The sequence below is a fragment of the Heyndrickxia sp. FSL W8-0496 genome (genome assembly GCF_038007825.1).
GTDB lineage: Bacteria > Bacillota > Bacilli > Bacillales > Bacillaceae_C > Heyndrickxia > Heyndrickxia oleronia.
Map to the genome: position 1 here is coordinate 12,377 of NZ_JBBOXX010000001.1, position 20,124 is coordinate 32,500.

Annotated in this window: 14 protein-coding genes, 1 tRNA gene, 3 rRNA genes, 1 other RNA gene and 1 other annotated feature; of the genes, 15 read left to right on the forward strand and 4 right to left on the reverse strand. The window is 39.3% G+C overall.

The features are described from left to right. Window positions 1-200 precede the first annotated feature (200 nt). Together NST63_RS00060 and rrf are read left to right on the forward strand one after the other, a co-directional pair. Window positions 201-3,143 (forward strand): 23S ribosomal RNA (locus NST63_RS00060). Between the two features lie 70 nt (window positions 3,144-3,213). Continuing rightward, window positions 3,214-3,330: ribosomal RNA gene (rrf, locus tag NST63_RS00065) — 5S ribosomal RNA — on the forward strand. A gap of 45 nt (window positions 3,331-3,375) precedes the next feature. Here the strand turns inward: rrf and NST63_RS00070 are convergent. Next, window positions 3,376-4,323 carry a YaaC family protein gene (locus NST63_RS00070; RefSeq protein WP_242598378.1) on the reverse strand — a complete coding sequence of 316 codons (948 nt, stop codon included), beginning with the start codon at window positions 4,321-4,323 and terminating at the stop codon, window positions 3,376-3,378. A gap of 112 nt (window positions 4,324-4,435) precedes the next feature. Between NST63_RS00070 and guaB the strand changes: the two genes are divergently transcribed. The 5 genes from guaB to NST63_RS00095 all read left to right on the forward strand — a co-directional run bounded on the left by guaB (window position 4,436) and on the right by NST63_RS00095 (window position 10,225). Then, window positions 4,436-5,902: an IMP dehydrogenase gene (guaB, locus tag NST63_RS00075; RefSeq protein WP_212946659.1), complete on the forward strand. Its 1,467-nt coding sequence runs from the start codon at window positions 4,436-4,438 to the stop codon at window positions 5,900-5,902. A gap of 164 nt (window positions 5,903-6,066) precedes the next feature. Continuing rightward, window positions 6,067-7,428 (forward strand): serine hydrolase, encoded by a 1,362-nt coding sequence (locus tag NST63_RS00080; protein WP_436580706.1) that lies wholly within the window; start codon window positions 6,067-6,069, stop codon window positions 7,426-7,428. A gap of 353 nt (window positions 7,429-7,781) precedes the next feature. Further along, window positions 7,782-8,369: a pyridoxal 5'-phosphate synthase glutaminase subunit PdxT gene (pdxT, locus tag NST63_RS00085; protein ID WP_078110306.1), complete on the forward strand. Its 588-nt coding sequence runs from the start codon at window positions 7,782-7,784 to the stop codon at window positions 8,367-8,369. Window positions 8,370-8,413: 44 nt separating this feature from the next. Beyond that, window positions 8,414-8,677: a binding site (T-box leader), on the forward strand. A gap of 85 nt (window positions 8,678-8,762) precedes the next feature. After that, window positions 8,763-10,043 (forward strand): serine--tRNA ligase, encoded by a 1,281-nt coding sequence (serS, locus tag NST63_RS00090; RefSeq protein WP_058006775.1) that lies wholly within the window; start codon window positions 8,763-8,765, stop codon window positions 10,041-10,043. 89 nt (window positions 10,044-10,132) lie between these two features. Next, a tRNA-Ser gene (locus NST63_RS00095) sits at window positions 10,133-10,225 on the forward strand. Between the two features lie 293 nt (window positions 10,226-10,518). On the opposite strand, the gene NST63_RS00100 is transcribed toward NST63_RS00095, so the two are convergent. The 3 genes from NST63_RS00100 to NST63_RS00110 all read right to left on the reverse strand — a co-directional run bounded on the left by NST63_RS00100 (window position 10,519) and on the right by NST63_RS00110 (window position 13,303). Further along, window positions 10,519-11,187: a deoxynucleoside kinase gene (locus NST63_RS00100; RefSeq protein ID WP_058006776.1), complete on the reverse strand. Its 669-nt coding sequence runs from the start codon at window positions 11,185-11,187 to the stop codon at window positions 10,519-10,521. Continuing rightward, on the reverse strand, window positions 11,171-11,824 hold the full coding sequence (locus tag NST63_RS00105; protein ID WP_058006777.1) for a deoxynucleoside kinase: 654 nt from the start codon (window positions 11,822-11,824) through the stop codon (window positions 11,171-11,173). Before NST63_RS00105 ends, NST63_RS00100 begins: the two co-directional genes overlap by 17 nt. A gap of 192 nt (window positions 11,825-12,016) precedes the next feature. After that, a complete protein-coding gene (locus tag NST63_RS00110; RefSeq protein ID WP_212946657.1) occupies window positions 12,017-13,303 on the reverse strand; it encodes a glycoside hydrolase family 18 protein in 1,287 nt (428 codons plus the stop codon). 141 nt (window positions 13,304-13,444) lie between these two features. Between NST63_RS00110 and tadA the strand changes: the two genes are divergently transcribed. From tadA to NST63_RS00150, 8 genes are all read left to right on the forward strand, one after another. Continuing rightward, window positions 13,445-13,951, forward strand: coding sequence for a tRNA adenosine(34) deaminase TadA (tadA, locus tag NST63_RS00115; protein WP_212946662.1), 507 nt, complete (start codon window positions 13,445-13,447; stop codon window positions 13,949-13,951). 85 nt (window positions 13,952-14,036) lie between these two features. After that, an RNA gene (ffs, locus tag NST63_RS00120) (signal recognition particle sRNA large type) lies at window positions 14,037-14,301 on the forward strand. A gap of 293 nt (window positions 14,302-14,594) precedes the next feature. After that, a complete protein-coding gene (dnaX, locus tag NST63_RS00125; protein WP_212946656.1) occupies window positions 14,595-16,292 on the forward strand; it encodes a DNA polymerase III subunit gamma/tau in 1,698 nt (565 codons plus the stop codon). Between the two features lie 151 nt (window positions 16,293-16,443). Next, complete coding sequence (locus NST63_RS00130; protein WP_058006784.1) at window positions 16,444-16,761, forward strand: YbaB/EbfC family nucleoid-associated protein; 318 nt, start codon at window positions 16,444-16,446, stop codon at window positions 16,759-16,761. A 12-nt stretch (window positions 16,762-16,773) separates the two neighbouring features. Next, window positions 16,774-17,370 (forward strand): recombination mediator RecR, encoded by a 597-nt coding sequence (recR, locus tag NST63_RS00135; RefSeq protein ID WP_058006781.1) that lies wholly within the window; start codon window positions 16,774-16,776, stop codon window positions 17,368-17,370. An 18-nt stretch (window positions 17,371-17,388) separates the two neighbouring features. Further along, window positions 17,389-17,604: a YaaL family protein gene (locus tag NST63_RS00140; RefSeq protein ID WP_058006782.1), complete on the forward strand. Its 216-nt coding sequence runs from the start codon at window positions 17,389-17,391 to the stop codon at window positions 17,602-17,604. An 86-nt stretch (window positions 17,605-17,690) separates the two neighbouring features. Next, window positions 17,691-17,957: a pro-sigmaK processing inhibitor BofA family protein gene (locus tag NST63_RS00145; RefSeq protein WP_212946655.1), complete on the forward strand. Its 267-nt coding sequence runs from the start codon at window positions 17,691-17,693 to the stop codon at window positions 17,955-17,957. Window positions 17,958-18,421: 464 nt separating this feature from the next. Next, window positions 18,422-19,974, forward strand: a 16S ribosomal RNA gene (locus NST63_RS00150). Window positions 19,975-20,124 lie beyond the last annotated feature (150 nt).

A 20,124-nucleotide genomic window follows, 5' to 3' on the forward strand; every position in this document is an offset into this window, starting at 1 on the left:
GATAATATAAGAAGTAACCAAGTAATAACCGAGAATCGCCACTTTATGGATGAATCCATTAAGTAGTTTTTAAACTGTAAGGGCAAGGAGAAGCGAGAAGATCGAGGAAACGAACGAAGGAGCACCGCAGCGTATTACACATACGTGAGGATGCGAATGAGTGAGTTGACGAAGAGATTCGAAGCTTATCATTGGCCGTAGGTTAAGTTAGTAAGGGCGCACGGTGAATGCCTTGGCACTAGGAGCCGATGAAGGACGGGACTAACACCGATATGCTTCGGGGAGCTGTAAGCGAGCTTTGATCCGGAGATTTCCGAATGGGGGAACCCACTGCCCGTAATGGGGTAGTATCCTTGCTTGAATACATAGAGTAAGGAAGGCAGACCCGGGGAACTGAAACATCTAAGTACCCGGAGGAAGAGAAAGCAATTGCGATTTCCTGAGTAGCGGCGAGCGAAACGGAAGAAGCCCAAACCAAGAGGCTTGCCTCTTGGGGTTGTAGGACACTCTATACGGAGTTACAAAGGAACGGAGTAGATGAAGAGGTCTGGAAAGGCCCGTCAAAGAAGGTAACAACCCTGTAGTTGAAACTTCGTTCCCTCCAGAGTGGATCCTGAGTACGGCGGGACACGTGAAATCCCGTCGGAAGCAGGGAGGACCATCTCCCAAGGCTAAATACTCCCTAGTGACCGATAGTGAACCAGTACCGTGAGGGAAAGGTGAAAAGCACCCCGGGAGGGGAGTGAAAGAGAACCTGAAACCGTGTGCCTACAAGTAGTTAGAGCTCTATGCTTTATGCAGAGTGATAGCGTGCCTTTTGTAGAATGAACCGGCGAGTTACGATTTCATGCAAGGTTAAGCTGAAGAGGCGGAGCCGCAGCGAAAGCGAGTCTGAATAGGGCGATTAAGTATGAGGTCGTAGACCCGAAACCAGGTGATCTACCCATGTCCAGGGTGAAGGTAAGGTAACACTTACTGGAGGCCCGAACCCACGCACGTTGAAAAGTGCGGGGATGAGGTGTGGGTAGCGGAGAAATTCCAATCGAACTTGGAGATAGCTGGTTCTCTCCGAAATAGCTTTAGGGCTAGCCTTAAGGTAAGAGTCTTGGAGGTAGAGCACTGTTTGGACTAGGGGCCCTCATCGGGTTACCGAATTCAGACAAACTCCGAATGCCAATGACTTATCCTTAGGAGTCAGACTGCGAGTGATAAGATCCGTAGTCAAGAGGGAAACAGCCCAGACCACCAGCTAAGGTCCCAAAGTATACGTTAAGTGGAAAAGGATGTGGAGTTGCTTAGACAACCAGGATGTTGGCTTAGAAGCAGCCACCATTTAAAGAGTGCGTAATAGCTCACTGGTCGAGTGACTCTGCGCCGAAAATGTACCGGGGCTAAACGTATCACCGAAGCTGTGGATGGACATCTTATGATGTCCGTGGTAGGAGAGCGTTCTAAGGGCTGCGAAGCTAGACCGTAAGGACTGGTGGAGCGCTTAGAAGTGAGAATGCCGGTATGAGTAGCGAAAGAAGGGTGAGAATCCCTTCCACCGAATGCCTAAGGTTTCCTGAGGAAGGCTCGTCCGCTCAGGGTTAGTCGGGACCTAAGCCGAGGCCGAAAGGCGTAGGCGATGGACAACAGGTTGATATTCCTGTACCACCTCTTCACCGTTTGAACGATGGGGGGACGCAGGAGGATAGGGTAAGCGCACTGCTGGAATAGTGCGTCCAAGCAGTTAGAGGGGTGACGAGGCAAATCCCGTCACCAGATACCTTGAGCTGTGATGGCGAGGGAAATTTAGTACCGAAGTTCCTGATTCCACACTGCCTAGAAAATCCTCTAGTGAGGTGAAAGGTGCCCGTACCGCAAACCGACACAGGTAGGCGAGGAGAGAATCCTAAGGTGAGCGAGAGAACTCTCGTTAAGGAACTCGGCAAAATGACCCCGTAACTTCGGGAGAAGGGGTGCTCTGTTAGGGTGCAAGCCCGAGAGAGCCGCAGTGAATAGGCCCAGGCGACTGTTTAGCAAAAACACAGGTCTCTGCGAAGCCGTAAGGCGAAGTATAGGGGCTGACGCCTGCCCGGTGCTGGAAGGTTAAGAGGAGAGGTTAGTCGCAAGACGAAGCTTTGAATTGAAGCCCCAGTAAACGGCGGCCGTAACTATAACGGTCCTAAGGTAGCGAAATTCCTTGTCAGGTAAGTTCTGACCCGCACGAAAGGCGCAACGATCTGGGCACTGTCTCAACGAGAGACTCGGTGAAATTATAGTACCTGTGAAGATGCAGGTTACCCGCGACAGGACGGAAAGACCCCGTGGAGCTTTACTGCAGCTTGATATTGAATTTTGGTACAGCTTGTACAGGATAGGTAGGAGCCTTTGAAACCGGAGCGCCAGCTTCGGTGGAGGCATCGGTGGGATACTACCCTGGCTGTATTGAAATTCTAACCCGCACCCCTGAATCGGGGTGGGAGACAGTGTCAGGCAGGCAGTTTGACTGGGGCGGTCGCCTCCTAAAAGGTAACGGAGGCGCCCAAAGGTTCCCTCAGAATGGTTGGAAATCATTCGCAGAGTGTAAAGGCACAAGGGAGCTTGACTGCGAGACCTACAAGTCGAGCAGGGACGAAAGTCGGGCTTAGTGATCCGGTGGTTCCGCATGGAAGGGCCATCGCTCAACGGATAAAAGCTACCCCGGGGATAACAGGCTTATCTCCCCCAAGAGTCCACATCGACGGGGAGGTTTGGCACCTCGATGTCGGCTCATCGCATCCTGGGGCTGTAGTCGGTCCCAAGGGTTGGGCTGTTCGCCCATTAAAGCGGTACGCGAGCTGGGTTCAGAACGTCGTGAGACAGTTCGGTCCCTATCCGTCGTGGGCGTAGGAAATTTGAGAGGAGCTGTCCTTAGTACGAGAGGACCGGGATGGACGCACCGCTGGTGTACCAGTTGTCTTGCCAAAGGCATCGCTGGGTAGCTATGTGCGGAAGGGATAAGTGCTGAAAGCATCTAAGCATGAAGCCCCCCTCAAGATGAGATTTCCCTTAGTTTATCTAAATAAGATCCCTGAAAGATGATCAGGTTGATAGGTTCGAGGTGGAAGTGTGGCGACACATGGAGCTGACGAATACTAATAGATCGAAGACTTATCCTAATTTGATTTAAGGTTATTACACTTCTTTATATATCTAGTTTTGAGGGAATAAACCCTTAACAAAATATAGTCTGGTAATTATGGCAAGAAGGTCACACCCGTTCCCATCCCGAACACGGAAGTTAAGCTTCTTAGCGCCGATGGTAGTTGGGGGCTCTCCCCCTGCAAGAGTAGGACGTTGCCAGGCAATTGTAAGCACAGAGCTTGTTCTCTGTGCTTTTTTGTATGCACTTTAGAGTTTGCTTTGTAAATATTTGAAGATTAAATAGGGTGTTTTCTCTGCTGTAATTGATAGAAAAGTACTGATAAATGGATAATCATTAGTCGGCGTTGTTTTTATAAGTTCACACCACCATTCGGTTTCATAACGGGCAATCATGCTTAAATTGTATAAAAGTAAATAATGGATAATTAATTCAGGATAATACATATATTTCGTTTGTTTGTTGGGTAAGCAAAAGCTATTTTTTGTTAAATGAAAACGGAAGGGAAGTAAAGGAGTATCCTCATTTGTACTTTTAATAATTATATAATCTTTATCATAATTTATCGTTTGAATGGATATAGCATTTTTATCTTTTAATAGACGTGTGAAACTGTCTAATGTTAAATGGTATTGATCGAGAATAGATAAAGGAATGGCATATTCTATATTTTTTTTTAGAATATGAATGATGTTACATTCGTTAATAAATGTGAAACAATCATCTAATTCTGGTACTTGATAAAATAGATCCTTCATAATAATTTTTTCACCTTCTAGGTGTTCCACGTGAAACATTTTTTTTGAAAAATGAGTACACAGTCCCATCTTCTGTATCTTTATTTCATCATTCATAAACTGATAGTGTTGCTTTTTTTTCTTTCTGGAAGAAACTCCATGAGCTAATACAGAAGTAGATTCTGGATAATCGGGATCTACGGATAATAAACAAGCCTTTATTAAATGGATTAAGCCATAAAAGAGTAGCACAGGCTTAATTGGAATCGGTGCATGTTCAGCTTGTGAGTAATACATTTCGCCATGTTGGAGAAAATAGATAAAAGGATAACAATTATCATAACTTTTTATTTCATGATTATCGATCTGCATATTTTTGTAGCAACGATTTAATAGCTTTTGTGTCATGTCTGCAGATTGATACAAATTTAACCGTTTCCAAACAAGATCTTTATTCAAAAGAATGACCTCCGAATTTTTTGAAAAATTGGACATATTATTAATTCCTTGACAGTAGTTTAACCAATTGATAACCTACTAATAATATTTTGGGAGCAGGAGGAATGAAAAAATGTGGGAATCAAAATTTTCTAAAGAAGGATTAACATTTGATGATGTACTGTTAGTGCCAGCGAAATCTGAAGTTTTACCGAAAGACGTAGATTTACAAGTGGAATTAACAGAGACCTTGAAGCTTAATATTCCGATTATTAGCGCAGGTATGGATACTGTTACTGAAGCGGAAATGGCCATTTCAATGGCGAGACAAGGTGGTTTAGGCATTATTCATAAAAATATGAGTATTGAGCAACAGGCAGATCATGTTGATAAAGTAAAACGTTCTGAAAGTGGAGTTATTACAGACCCATTCTTTCTAACTCCTGAACACCAAGTATTTAGTGCTGAGCATTTAATGGGTAAATACCGAATTTCCGGTGTGCCTATCGTGAATAATGAGGAAGAACAAAAGCTTGTTGGCATAATTACTAATCGTGATTTACGCTTTATTCAAGATTTCTCGATAAAAATTTCTGATGTAATGACAAAGGAAAACTTGGTAACTGCTCCTGTCGGTACAACGTTGAATGATGCAGAAAAAATTCTTCAAAAGCATAAAATTGAAAAGCTCCCATTAGTTGATGAAAATGGTGTATTAAAGGGACTTATTACTATTAAGGACATTGAAAAGGTCATTGAATTTCCTAATTCGGCTAAAGATAATGTAGGACGCCTTTTAGTTGGTGCTGCTGTAGGTGTAACTAGTGATACTATGAAACGTGTAGAGGCACTAGTGAATGCAAATGTAGATGTTATTGTGATAGATACGGCTCACGGGCATTCTAAAGGTGTTTTAGACACTGTGAGCAAAATTAGAGCTGAATATCCAAAGTTAAATATTATTGCAGGAAATGTGGCTACTGCTGAAGCTACAAAAGCGTTGATTGAAGCAGGGGCAGATATTGTTAAGGTTGGAATTGGACCAGGTTCAATTTGTACAACAAGAGTGGTAGCTGGTGTAGGAGTACCACAAATAACAGCTATCTATGATTGTGCGACTGAGGCAAGAAAGCATGGTAAAGCAATCATTGCAGATGGTGGTATTAAATATTCAGGAGACATTGTTAAGGCGCTTGCATCTGGTGGACATGTTGTAATGCTTGGTAGTCTTTTAGCAGGCACAACAGAAAGCCCTGGTGAAACAGAAACGTATCAAGGCAGAAGATTTAAAGTATACCGTGGAATGGGTTCAGTCTCTGCGATGGAGCAAGGGTCAAAAGACCGTTACTTCCAAGAAGATGCGAAAAAGTTTGTTCCTGAAGGTATTGAAGGACGTGTTCCATATAAAGGGCCACTTGCTGATGTTATTTTCCAATTACTTGGTGGAATAAAATCTGGTATGGGTTATTGTGGGACTAAAGATCTGAAAGCCCTCCGCGAGGAAGCTCAATTCATTCGAATGACAGGTGCTGGCTTAAGAGAGAGCCATCCACATGATATCCAAATTACTAAAGAAGCACCTAACTATTCGCTTTCATAATATAGATAATATAGTTTAAATTGATAGAAGTGGTAGGAATTTACACAAAAAAGTGCATTTCCTGCCACTTTTTGTTTAAGTTAGGTATATCCTCCGTCTACTATTATGTTAAGAACTATGTTAAAATAACGAAAGTGTATACATAAATAGATGGAGGGTTCTTAGTGGAAAAGAGAAAAGTAAAAAAGATATTTGCCATGATAATGGCTTTTTCGTTGATGTTTGGAATATTTCAATTGCCACAAAAGGCGTTAGCTGCAGAAGACATTTTAGATATTCATGCAGACGGAGCTATATTAGTTGAAGCAAGTACGGGTAAAGTATTATATGAAAAAAATCCAGACACTGCACTAGGAATTGCTTCAATGTCAAAAATGATGACAGAATATATCCTTTTGGATTCAATCAAAAAAGGCAAAGTAAAATGGGATCAAGAATATACCGTTAGTGATTATGCTTTTAAAATATCTCATGATACAAATCTATCAAATGTGCCGTTAAGAAAAGATGTTAAATATAAAATTAAAGACTTATACCAAGCAATGGCTATTTATTCAGCAAATGCAGCAACAATTGCTATTGCAGAAACGATTGGTGGGTCAGAAGAAAACTTTGTCAAGATGATGAATGAAAAAGCAAAAGAGCTTGGATTAAAAGATTATAAATTTGTAAATAGTACAGGATTAAATAATAAGGACTTAATGGGAATGCACCCTAAAGGATCAGGTCCTACTGATGAAAATATTATGTCTGCTAGAGCAACAGCTAAATTAGCTTTTCACTTAATTAATGATTTTCCTGAGGTATTAAAAACTTCTAGTATTTCAAAACAAACATTCCATGCGGGTCCTGGTGAAGATGTTAAAATGGAAAACTGGAATTGGATGTTACCATCTTTGGTGTATGGATCTAAGGACAATGGGGTAGATGGTTTAAAGACTGGAACGACTGATTTTGCAGGATACTGTTTTACAGGTACTGCTCAAAAAAATGGAATGCGCGTGATAACAGTTGTTTTAAATGCAACGGATGGTAAAGGTCAAGGTGGCTATAAAGCAAGATTTGATGAAACAAAAAAAATGATGGATTATGCATTTGCTAATTTTTCTGTAAAGGAAATTTACCCAGGGCAATATAAGATTAAAAATCATGAATCACTGCTAGTGGAAAAAGGGAAAGAAAAAAAGGTAAGCATGTACACAAAGGATCCAGTAAAGTTAGTAATCAAAAATGGAGAAGAAAAGTTATATAAGCCTGTTTTTAATGTTGAAAAGGACAAGCTCAATAAGGCTGGTAAATTAACTGCACCTGTTAAAAAGGGTGAAAAAGTTGGTACGTTAACCGCTGAGTATAGTGGTAAAAATGATTTTGGTTACCTAGACGGTCAAAAATCGGCAAGTGTAGATGTCGTGACTGGTGAAAAGGTTGAAAAAGCAAATTGGTTTGTATTAATGATGCGTGGAATTGGTGGTTTTTTTTCTGACATATGGAATGGAATCACTTCGACGGTAAAAGGCTGGTTTTAATAAGCTTAGGAAAAAGGATACCTATCTTGACATGGTGTCCTTTTTCTAGTTTATTTAATTTAGGAAGGCTCTTTTCGCAAACATTTTTGTATCTAAGTAAAGCTTTAACGCATGACTATCGGATGAAGTTCATTATATCCTTCATTTCACTGAAAAAAGTGCTGCAAACTCCATAAGAATCGCTGAATCCTTTATTGGGTGTAAAAGCCTTCAGTTGGACTTTTACATAAGCAACAAAACTATACGAAAACAGCTTTTAGCAATTAAAAAGAGTGGAAAAACTTTTCAAATGCCTTATCCTGCTTTAGGGTATATATAGAATTGCAGGATTTGGCTGGTAAGGAGTATATGGAATGGTCAAAATTGGGGTACTAGGTTTACAAGGTGCTGTTAGAGAACATGTACAGGCTATTGAAGCATGTGGTGAAGAAGCTATAATCATAAAAACAAAGGATCAATTAGATGAAATAGATGGTATCATCCTTCCTGGTGGAGAAAGTACTACTATGCGACGCCTGCTTGATCGATATGATTTTATGGATAAGCTTCGACAGTTTGGAGAACAGGGAAAACCAATGTTTGGTACATGTGCAGGTTTAATTTTATTAGCTAAAAAAATTCAAGGTTATGATGAACCGCATATTGGTTTAATGGATGTAATGGTTGAACGAAATTCTTTTGGTAGGCAAAAGGATAGTTTTGAAGCTGATCTAGCTATAGCTGGTGTGTCGGATCATTTTAATGCTGTTTTTATCCGTGCTCCTCATATTGTTAATGTTGGTGAGGATGTTGAGGTCTTAGCCAAGCATGAAGGGAAAATAGTGGCTGCACGAGATCGACATTATCTAGGATGTTCCTTCCATCCAGAGTTAACAAAGGATAGTGGATTGACACAATATTTTATTGACATCGTAAAAAAACAAAAAGTTTTAAATAAATAGTTGCAAAGAGGCAATACTTATAGTAAATTAATTGTTAAAATCTATGTAAAGCAATGAGAGGAAATAGTAACAAGAATGATCCTTCTAAAGAGAGTCGATGGCTGGTGCAAATCGATGAAGGCGACTTGTGAATCCATCCTTGAGCAAAGTACCGAATGGAATAAGAATTGTGGCTAATTTTCTTAGACTTAGCGTTTGCATTTATCTTATTAGTAAGTACTTTCGGGTAAAACCGTTATCGATTAAGTGGAAGGTATGAATCTATACTTTCAAGCTGGGTGGCAACGCGGGTATCTCTCGTCCCTTTTTTAGGGACGGGAGTTTTTTATTTGTTTTTGATTCACATGCCACGATTAGTAAAAAATAGCTTACTATTTAAAGGAGGAATTATCTATGCTTGATATTAAGTTTTTACGTACTAACTTAAAAGAAGTAAAGGAAAAAATGCAGCACCGTGGGGAAGACCTTGCTGATTTTGGGAAATTTGAAGAATTAGATAAAAAGAGAAGAGAACTTATTGTCGCTACAGAAGAATTAAAGAGTAAACGAAATGAAGTGACTCAAAAAATAGCACAGCTCAAGAGAGAGAAACAGGACGCAGATGAATATATTAAAGAAATGCGTGTGGTTGGGGATCAAATCAAACAATATGATGATGAATTACGTGATGTCGAAGAAAACCTAGATCATTTATTGTTATCTATCCCGAATATTCCTCACGAAAGTACACCAATTGGAGAAACTGAAGATGACAATGTCGAAGTACGTAAATGGGGGGAAGTAAGAGAGTTTGATTTTGAACCAAAGCCTCATTGGGATGTAGCGACTGATTTAAATATTTTAGATTTTGAACGTGCGGCCAAAGTAACAGGAAGTCGATTCGTATTCTATAAAGGTTTAGGTGCACGTTTAGAAAGAGCACTCTTTAATTTTATGCTTGATCTCCATGTAGAAGACCATGGGTATGAAGAAATTTTACCGCCTTATATGGTAAATCGTACGAGCATGACAGGTACAGGTCAACTTCCTAAATTTGAGGAGGATGCATTCTTAATTGAAAGTGAAGACTATTTCTTAATTCCGACAGCAGAGGTACCTGTAACAAATTTACACCGTGATGAAATATTAAATGTAGATCAGCTACCTATTAATTATGCTGCTTTTAGTGCTTGTTTCCGTTCAGAAGCTGGATCTGCAGGTCGTGATACACGAGGACTTATCCGTCAGCACCAATTTAATAAAGTGGAGCTTGTAAAGTTTGTTAAGCCAGAGGATTCATATAATGAATTAGAGAAGCTGACTGGACATGCAGAAAAAGTTCTACAGTTATTAGGACTCCCTTATCGTGTTATGAGTATGTGTACAGCTGACCTTGGATTTACTGCAGCGAAGAAATATGATATCGAAGTTTGGATTCCAAGTTATAATACGTATCGTGAAATCTCTTCTTGTAGTAATTTTGAAGCATTCCAAGCTCGACGTGCAAATATTCGCTTCCGTAGGGAATTGAACGGAAAACCTGAACATGTGCATACCTTAAATGGTTCAGGTCTTGCTATAGGACGTACAGTAGCTGCTATCTTAGAAAACTACCAACAACCAGATGGTAGTGTAATTATACCGGAAGTATTACGACCATATATGCGTAATGTCGATCGAATTAGTGTAAAATAATTAATAGGAGGGGAGTAATCCCCTCTAAAAATATTTAAAATCATATTGACGCTAACGATTAAATATGATATATTATTTCTTGTCGATATGGAGGAATACCCAAGTCTGGCTGAAGGGATCGGTCTTGAAAACCGACAGGCGGGTTACACCGCGCGGGGGTTCGAATCCCTCTTCCTCCGCCATTGATAAACACAACGCGCATAAATTATTGGAGATTAAAATTCGTTACTTTGTAACGAATTTTTTGTTAATATTTTTCGGAGTGTAAAAATTACGCCATGCATTTAGTTGCATGGCGATTTTTTTAGGAAAAGAAATATAAAGTCAATATTGAATTATCCATCTGTTTTTCTCGTCTGCCCCCTACGACAAACTGATAGCAGCCTGTCCCTTTATCTAATTTTGATGAAGGTAAAATTACCATATTAAATTTCACAGTTGGTACACCGATGAATGGGGGCTTGTATTTTTCTGTCTACTTTTTCAATAATTGAGTTTGTTTGAGGAAATATCCAATTCGTTCAATAATCGGTTCGATGCTTGTTTCCTCTTTCATTAAGTCATAATCTCTAATGTTAATTCGTAAAACTGGGCATGCATTAAAAGAATTAATCCAGCTTTCATAGCGTTTATGCATTTCTATCCAATATTCTACAGGTGTGCTTTGTTCCATAGGTCTACCACGTTTTTGAATTCTCTCTAAAATATCCTCAATGGACCCTTCTAGATAAATAAGTAAATCAGGGTGTGGAAAATACGGAGTCATGATCATGGCATCAAAAAGATTTTTATATGTTTCATAATCTACCTTGGACATGTTTCCCTTTTCGTAATGCATCTTGGCAAATATACCTGTATCTTCATAAATTGAACGATCCTGAATGAATCCTCCACCATATTCAAAAATTCTCTTTTGCTCTTTAAAGCGTTCAGCTAAGAAATAGATTTGCAAATGAAAGCTCCAACGTTTAAAATCATCATAAAATTTATCTAAATAAGGGTTAGTATCGACCTTTTCAAATGAGGTGCGAAATCCTAGTGCATTAGCTAATGAGCTAGTCATTGTAGACTTTCCCACTCCAACTGTTCCAGCAATGGTTATGATAGCGTTGTTAGGGATTTGATATTTATTTCGAAGTTCCATGAATCTTTACACCTTCTTTTAATGTTGTTGTTATTTTCTCTAAAATTAATGTTAAATCATCCGGGTTTTTAACAAAATCCAATTCATCTCCATTGAATTGTAAAACAGGAATATTAGGGTGGGTTAATGTAAAGTTTTGCATAAAAGTCTCGTAATCAGAGGAAAGCTGTTTAATATAATCTGGACTAATATTTTTTTCAAAATCTCTCCCACGCAGCTTTATTCTCTTCATGACCGTCTCTAAGCTTGCATTAATGTAAATCACTAAATTCGGTTGTGGCATTCCCTCTGTTAAAATATCAAATATTTTTAGATACTTAATATATTGCTCATCTTTCAGTGTCCTTTTCGCAAAAATTAAGTTTTTGAAAATATGATAATCAGCTACAACTGGTTTATCGAATGATAAAAATTTACTATTCACATCCTCAAGCTGCTTATATCGGTTACAAAGAAAAAACATTTCCAACTGAAAACTCCACTCTTCAATATCTTGATAGAATTTCTCTAGAAATGGGTTCTCATCAACAATTTCCTTTAATAGATTGTAGTTGAAATGTTCTGAAATTGCTTTTGCGAGTGAGGTTTTCCCTATACCTATTGGACCCTCAACCGTAATAAACGGTACATTTACCATCTATTTTCCTCCTCACCAATTAACTATACAAATATATATATAAGAATAATATAGTCCAATGTAAAAACACGCTAATTGCTATTTTAGCATATGTATTGTTCGGTGTGACAGGGAATAAATTGGATTCCTATAGGTAATATAATATGGAAATAAAAAGTTGGCATCTAAGAGATGCCAACTATATGGGTTTCTTTACTTTTTAGTTACATTAAAGTTTTCTACAATCAGTAACCAGTTTTGTGGGAAGGAAAGACCTAATTTCCAATAGCTCATACCACGTAGATTTAATTCCTTAATCAGGTCAAATTTGGCCTGTATGGAGCGGGCGTCTTCAAACCATACTTTATGTTTTTTATTTTCTTCGTCAGTATATTCAAATGTTGGGGCTTGTGCTTCTAGGTCATAGTTAATAGGTACATTATATTTTGCTGCTAATTGTATTGCCTGTTGTGGACTGACTGCTTTTGCGGTATCCTGGCCCGGGGTAAAGGGAAGTGTCCAATCATAACCATATAGATTCTGCCCCATTAGAATTTTTTGTGGAGGAATTTCTGTTACGGCATATTCTAAAACATCACGAACTGAGTTAATAGGTGAGACGGCCATAGGGGGCCCACCACTATATCCCCATTCATAGGTCATAATTACAACAAAGTCAACGATTTCACCATGGGCTTTATAATCATGAGCTTCATACCAAAGCCCTTCTTGGGTTGCACTCGTCTTAGGAGCTAGGGCGGTTGAGAGCAACCAGCCTTCTTGATTAAAGCGTGCTTTTGCTTTTCTAAGGAATCGATTATATGCTTCTTTATCTTCAGGTCTTAGAAATTCAAAATCAATATGAATATCGCGAAAGCCATATTGTTTCGCTGTATTCACGATATTATTTAAAAACTGATCCTGCACATCCATATCATTTAATAATATTCTGCCTAGTTCATCACTAAATTGGCCATTTTCCTGGTTATTAATAGCCATTACAAGGATATTTTGATTGGCTCTTGCAATAATCGGTAAATTTCCAAGTGGAGGAGCAATTAAAGATCCATCACGATTCACTTGAAACGCAAAAGGAGATAGATAAGTTAAGTATGGAGCAGCCTTACGAGCACTATTCTCTAAAGATTGTGAAACAGTTGTTCCGAAGGGTTCTACATAAGCATTAAATTCAGCATCTTCTTTACGCTGAGGAGGAATATATAATCTCATTCCGATTTGTAATGGTTGGTTTACCGACATTCCATTAATTCTAGCGAGTTCAGGTAATGATAGATTGAACTTCCTTGCAATCTCCCAAAAACTATCCCCCGGTTGGACCCAATAAAAGCTACCTATAATTGGTATAACAATCGTTTGACCAACGACTAAATGATCAGGATTTGGAATTTCATTAGCCGTAACTAGTTCTACTACTGGTACTCGATAAGTACTTGCTATACTAGCCAAAGAGTCATTTGGTTGTACTACATGAATTTGCACACTATCCCTCCTTTTACTTAGTATCTGTTTTCATCTTATGATTTAATATGATAAGAAATGTTGAATATCTGGATTTTTTCTCATTTCGATCAGATTAAGATATAATAAAATTTATTCTAAAACTATTAAATAGAGGTTTATATTGTGAAAAATGCTGATGAGTACTTTATGAAGCTAGCCATAAGTGAAGCAAAAAAGGCTGAAGAGAAATGTGAGGTACCTATTGGTGCGGTTGTCGTTTTAAATGGTGAAGTTATAGCAACTGCGCATAATTTAAGGGAGTCCACTCAAAATGCCATTACCCACGCAGAAATATTAGCGATTCAAAAGGCATGTAAAAAAATTGGATCATGGCGTTTGGAAGATGCTGAACTGTATATAACTTTGGAGCCATGCCCGATGTGTAGTGGAGCTATAATCCTCTCACGAATTAAGAAAGTGATATTTGGTGCCCATGATCCAAAGGCTGGTTGTGCAGGGACATTAATGAATTTGTTGGATGATCAACGCTTCAATCACCAATGTGAAGTTGTTAGTGGAGTTTTGGAAAATGAATGTAGTGTGCTTTTGAGTGACTTTTTTAGAAATATCCGAAAAAGGAATAAAGCAGAAAAAGAAAAGCGCAAAACTACTGAATCCAATAATTAACATTTGATATCCATTGCATTTTTTGCAAAAAACTAGTATACTTTATTTTGCGTTGATAAACGCATAATATATGGTATCAATTTTGCCGTGCTAGGTGGGGAGGTAGCGGTGCCCTGTACTTGCAATCCGCTCTAGCAAGACTGAATCCCTTCTTGAGGCTAGTATCCTGTAGGGCCTGCCTTAAGTAAGTGGTGTTGACGCTTGGGTCCTGCGCAATGGAAATCCATGAACCATGTCAGATCCGGAAGGAAGCAGCATTAAGTGGACTCTTCCATGTGCCGCAGGGCAGCCTGAGCCGAGCTAACTGCTTAAGTAACGCTTATGGGAGCTAGTCGAGGGAAGGTGCACGGCAGTTAATTTACATAAATAGTCAACTCATCCTTCGGGGTGAGTTTTTTGCATTTGGTTCAGCTCATTAGTGTTTCTTAGCTGGGGGGATATATAAGAGAACCAATTTTTATTGTTTCATAAAGCTGTTAGAGAAAGACAGATAAAATAATTCTCTAATAATTGTTCATCATGTAAAATTATTATTAAATAAGGTATAATATGAGAAAAGTAATGTTTCGATTATACAGTACGAAATTCGCTTATAATGAAGAAAGAAATCGTTTCATAATGTCTTTAAAGGAGGGGTGTGCATTTGAGTTATCAAGCATTATATCGAGTTTGGCGTCCGCAGGTCTTCGAGGACGTTGTGGGACAACAACATGTGACAAAGACACTGCAAAATGCCCTCCTACAACAAAAAATTTCTCATGCATATCTTTTCTCAGGACCAAGAGGAACAGGAAAAACAAGTGCTGCCAAGATTTTAGCAAAAGCGGTAAACTGTGAAAGGTCCCCAGTTACTGAGCCATGTAATGAGTGTGATGCTTGCAAAGGTATAACTGATGGGAGTATACCTGATGTCATAGAAATTGATGCTGCTTCAAATAATGGCGTTGAGGAGATTCGTGATATTCGGGATAAAGTGAAATTTGCGCCAAATGTCGTTCCATATAAAGTCTATATTATTGATGAAGTGCATATGCTGTCTATTGGTGCATTTAATGCTTTGTTAAAAACATTAGAAGAGCCTCCAAAACATGTAATTTTTATTTTGGCTACGACTGAACCCCATAAAATTCCCTTAACCATAATATCACGCTGTCAACGTTTTGATTTCAAAAGGATCACAGCGAAAGATATTACTGGGAGAATGGGTCACATTGCTCGAGAATCAGGTATTGAATTTGATGAGTCCGCCCTAAACATTATTGCTCGTGCTGCAGAAGGTGGAATGCGGGATGCGTTAAGTTTGATGGATCAAGCTGTTTCTTTTGGAGAAGAGCGAGTGACAATAGAAGACGCATTAACCGTTACAGGTTCCATATCTCAATCATATTTGAATAAACTGGTAGAGTCGATACAGAAGAAGGATATCGCCAGTGCACTTCAAGTATTTGAAGAGCTTTTACAACAGGGAAAAGATCCAACTCGTTTTGTTGAGGATTTAATTTTTTATTTTCGCGATATGCTCCTTTATAAGACTGCTCCCAATTTAGAAGAAGCGATTGAACGAGTAATGGTCGATGAGGATTTTCGACAGCTTACTGATACAATAGCCTCTGAACAAATTTATGAATACATTGATATACTAAATAAAACTCAACAAGAGATGAAATTCTCTAATTTGGCTCGTATATATTTAGAGGTTTCACTCATTAAGTTATGCGAAGTCCGAGTTCAGAAACAAGTAATTAATAGTTCTGATATGGATATAGATACACAGCAATTATTGGATCAAATAAGAAATCTCCAAAAGGAAATACAAGAATTAAAAGTTAACGGTGTTCAGGAAACACAAACTGTGAATCAACAACCAGTTAAAAAGGCACCACGTACAGGCAAAGGATTTAAGGCTCAGGTTGGTAGAATTAATGATGTATTGAAAGAAGCCACAAAACAGGATTTGAATTTAATTAAAAGCAGATGGGGTGATATGCTTAGTCTATTAAATGACAGACAAATGCGCTCACAGTCCGCTCTTTTAAATGAAGCCGAGCCTGTTGCTGCTTCAAATCACTCCTTTGTTTTGAAATTTAAATATGAAATTCACTGCCAAATGGCGATGGAAAATCAAAAATTTTTACAAGCAGTTTCGTCTATTTTATCTGAGTTAACAGGTGTCTCCTATCAATTGATCGGGGTTCCTGAAAATCAGTGGAATAGCATAAGGGAAAGTTATATTCATAATCAAAAAGATGGCTCAAAGGATGAAGAGGAACAAACAGAAGACCCTCTAATTGCAGAGGCAAAAAAATTAGTAGGCGCGGATTTGATTGAAATAAAAGATTAATGGCCCTATAAAACCACTTTTATGATTTTTCGGTTTCTTTTTTGTCCTATTTAAGTGTAAGATGAGGGAAAGAGTGAAATCTATTTGGCATTAACTTAAGCTAAATGAAAAACGTATAAAAGAATGAATTTATTGGAGGGAAATATAAATGATGCGTGGAATGGGAAATATGCAAAATATGATGAAACAAATGCAAAAAATGCAAAAGAAGATGGCTGAAGCACAAGAGGAGTTAGGTGAAAAGCGAATTGAAGGTACGGCTGGTGGAGGTATGGTCACTGTAGTTGTATCAGGACATAAAGAAATTGTAGAAGTAAATATTAAAGAAGAAGTAGTAGATCCAGAGGATATTGAAATGCTTCAAGATTTAGTTTTAGCTGCTACAAATGATGCATTAAAGAAAGCAGAAGAGTTAACAAATCAAACAATGGGACAGTTTACAAAAGGGTTAAACATTCCAGGTTTTTAAGGGGAATAGATGATGCATTATCCTGAACCAATAACCAAACTTATGGATAGCTTTATGAAATTGCCAGGAATAGGGCCGAAAACTGCGGCTCGACTGGCATTTTTTGTGTTGAGTATGAAAGAAGATACTGTCCTAGACTTTGCGAAAGCCCTTGTAAATGCAAAAAGAAACTTAAGTTATTGTTCGGTATGCGGACATATTACTGATCAAGATCCTTGTTATATTTGTGAAGATACAAGACGAGATCGTAGTATCGTTTGTGTAGTTCAAGATCCAAAAGATGTGATCGCTATGGAAAAAATGAAGGAATTTAATGGTCTGTATCATGTACTACATGGGGCAATCTCACCAATGGATGGGATTGGACCGGAAGATATTAATATTCCAGATTTGCTAAAAAGATTACAGGATGAAACGATACAAGAGGTTATACTAGCAACAAACCCTAATATTGAAGGGGAAGCAACAGCGATGTATATATCAAGGCTTCTAAAGCCATCAGGTATTAAAGTCACTCGAATTGCTCATGGTCTACCAGTAGGCGGAGATTTAGAGTATGCGGATGAGGTCACCTTATCAAAAGCGTTAGAAGGAAGAAGAGAAGTTTAAAAAAAGAGGTGTATTCACATGTTCAATAAAAAATTGAAACTACGTAATGAATATGACCAAAAGCTGATTGATTTGATGACAAAAACAAGGGAAAATTGGATTCAACAAAAGTCCTTGGTCGATTTAAGTTTTGAATATAATGAAGAGCTTATGTTTCAAAAAAAAGTTGCTGAAATGAAGTATTTCTTCTTATTTCGTGAAGCAAAGGCGAGGAATATTAGAATTAAAAGATAGGACATCTTATTTTTGCATTGTAGAGTTCTTTTTGGACAAACCATTCATAAACTGATAATACAATGTGAGAATAAGGAGTGATAATCTTGGATCCAATCATTGTGATTGCTGTTATTTCTGGACTGATTCTTCTTTTATTGCTATCAGGTTCACCAGGAAAGCCATTTCGCTTCATTGGACAAATCGCTGTAAAAATTGCGATAGGTGCGTTATTTTTATTTTTTTTAAATCAATTTGGTGGACAGTTCGGTATTCATGTACCTATCAATTTTATAACAACAGCTGTTTCTGGTTTGTTAGGTATTCCGGGTGTAATCGGACTTACAGTTATTCAAACATGGATATTAGCTTAGTGGGGTTGTCAATTAAGGGGTCTGTCCCCTTTTTTAGACAATCCTTATTTAAATGTTAGTTTTATCAAGGTAGTTTTCGTATAGTTGATTGCTTTTGTAACAAACCTAACATTTGTTTTACATCTAATTAAGGTTGTAGCTGCAATGTTTCAAAATGAAGAGGGTTGATAGTCTTCAATATAAATATATAGTAGTTAAAGCTTTACCTACGTAGCAACAAAGTTTGAGAAAGGAACCTATATAAAAAAATATTTTGATATAGGGTTGACTTTTAATATCGTTTGATGATATTATATTTCTTGTCGTTAAAACAAGCGAAAATAATTATTTCAAAAAAATAATTGACACATATTATTGAATATGATAATATGTAAAAGTCGCTTAAAGGTGATTGATCTTTGAAAACTGAACAAAACGAAACGTCAATGAATTACTTTTATTTATAAAGAGCTATATCAAACATCTTTTTGGAGAGTTTGATCCTGGCTCAGGACGAACGCTGGCGGCGTGCCTAATACATGCAAGTCGAGCGAATCTGATGGGAGCTTGCTCCCTGATGATTAGCGGCGGACGGGTGAGTAACACGTGGGTAACCTGCCTGTAAGACTGGGATAACTCCGGGAAACCGGGGCTAATACCGGATAACTTTTTCCTTCGCATGAAGGAGAATTGAAAGATGGCTCCGGCTATCACTTACAGATGGACCCGCGGCGCATTAGCTAGTTGGTGAGGTAACGGCTCACCAAGGCGACGATGCGTAGCCGACTTGAGAGGGTGATCGGCCACACTGGGACTGAGACACGGCCCAGACTCCTACGGGAGGCAGCAGTAGGGAATCTTCCGCAATGGACGAAAGTCTGACGGAGCAACGCCGCGTGAGTGATGAAGGTTTTCGGATCGTAAAACTCTGTTGTTAGGGAAGAACAAGTATCGTTCGAATAGGGCGGTACCTTGACGGTACCTAACCAGAAAGCCACGGCTAACTACGTGCCAGCAGCCGCGGTAATACGTAGGTGGCAAGCGTTGTCCGGAATTATTGGGCGTAAAGCGCGCGCAGGCGGTTTCTTAAGTCTGATGTGAAATCTTGCGGCTCAACCGCAAGCGGCCATTGGAAACTGGGAGACTTGAGTGCAGAAGAGGAGAGTGGAATTCCACGTGTAGCGGTGAAATGCGTAGAGATGTGGAGGAACACCAGTGGCGAAGGCGACTCTCTGGTCTGTAACTGACGCTGAGGCGCGAAAGCGTGGGGAGCGAACAGGATTAGATACCCTGGTAGTCCACGCCGTAAACGATGAGTGCTAAGTGTTAGAGGGTTTCCGCCCTTTAGTGCTGCAGCTAACGCATTAAGCACTCCGCCTGGGGAGTACGGCCGCAAGGCTGAAACTCAAAGGAATTGACGGGGGCCCGCACAAGCGGTGGAGCATGTGGTTTAATTCGAAGCAACGCGAAGAACCTTACCAGGTCTTGACATCCTCTTGACCTCCCTAGAGATAGGGATTTCCCTTCGGGGACAGGAGTGACAGGTGGTGCATGGTTGTCGTCAGCTCGTGTCGTGAGATGTTGGGTTAAGTCCCGCAACGAGCGCAACCCTTGACCTTAGTTGCCAGCATTTAGTTGGGCACTCTAAGGTGACTGCCGGTGACAAACCGGAGGAAGGTGGGGATGACGTCAAATCATCATGCCCCTTATGACCTGGGCTACACACGTGCTACAATGGATGGTACAAAGGGCTGCAAGACCGCGAGGTTTAGCCAATCCCATAAAACCATTCTCAGTTCGGATTGTAGGCTGCAACTCGCCTACATGAAGCCGGAATCGCTAGTAATCGCGGATCAGCATGCCGCGGTGAATACGTTCCCGGGCCTTGTACACACCGCCCGTCACACCACGAGAGTTTGTAACACCCGAAGTCGGTGAGGTAACCTTTTGGAGCCAGCCGCCGAAGGTGGGACAGATGATTGGGGTGAAGTCGTAACAAGGTAGCCGTATCGGAAGGTGCGGCTGGATCACCTCCTTTCTAAGGAATATGGAAAACCACTTACGTGGTTCAGACGTCTTCTGTTTTGTTCAGTTTTGAAGGTTCAATCCTTCTAAGAAAATATGCATGAATAAAAACATGACTTTGGTATGTTCATCTATCCATTGTCTTTTGTTTCCTAATAAATGT

Excerpts from the sequence above, each read along its gene's own strand:
- guaB (WP_212946659.1), top strand. The coding sequence starts at position 4,436 with ATGTGGGAATCAAAATTTTCTAAAGAAGGATTAACATTTGATGATGTA.
- pdxT (WP_078110306.1), top strand. The coding sequence starts at position 7,782 with ATGGTCAAAATTGGGGTACTAGGTTTACAAGGTGCTGTTAGAGAACAT.
- serS (WP_058006775.1), top strand. The coding sequence starts at position 8,763 with ATGCTTGATATTAAGTTTTTACGTACTAACTTAAAAGAAGTAAAGGAA.
- NST63_RS00100 (WP_058006776.1), bottom strand. The coding sequence starts at position 11,187 with ATGGAACTTCGAAATAAATATCAAATCCCTAACAACGCTATCATAACC.
- NST63_RS00105 (WP_058006777.1), bottom strand. The coding sequence starts at position 11,824 with ATGGTAAATGTACCGTTTATTACGGTTGAGGGTCCAATAGGTATAGGG.
- NST63_RS00130 (WP_058006784.1), top strand. The coding sequence starts at position 16,444 with ATGCGTGGAATGGGAAATATGCAAAATATGATGAAACAAATGCAAAAA.
- recR (WP_058006781.1), top strand. The coding sequence starts at position 16,774 with ATGCATTATCCTGAACCAATAACCAAACTTATGGATAGCTTTATGAAA.
- NST63_RS00140 (WP_058006782.1), top strand. The coding sequence starts at position 17,389 with ATGTTCAATAAAAAATTGAAACTACGTAATGAATATGACCAAAAGCTG.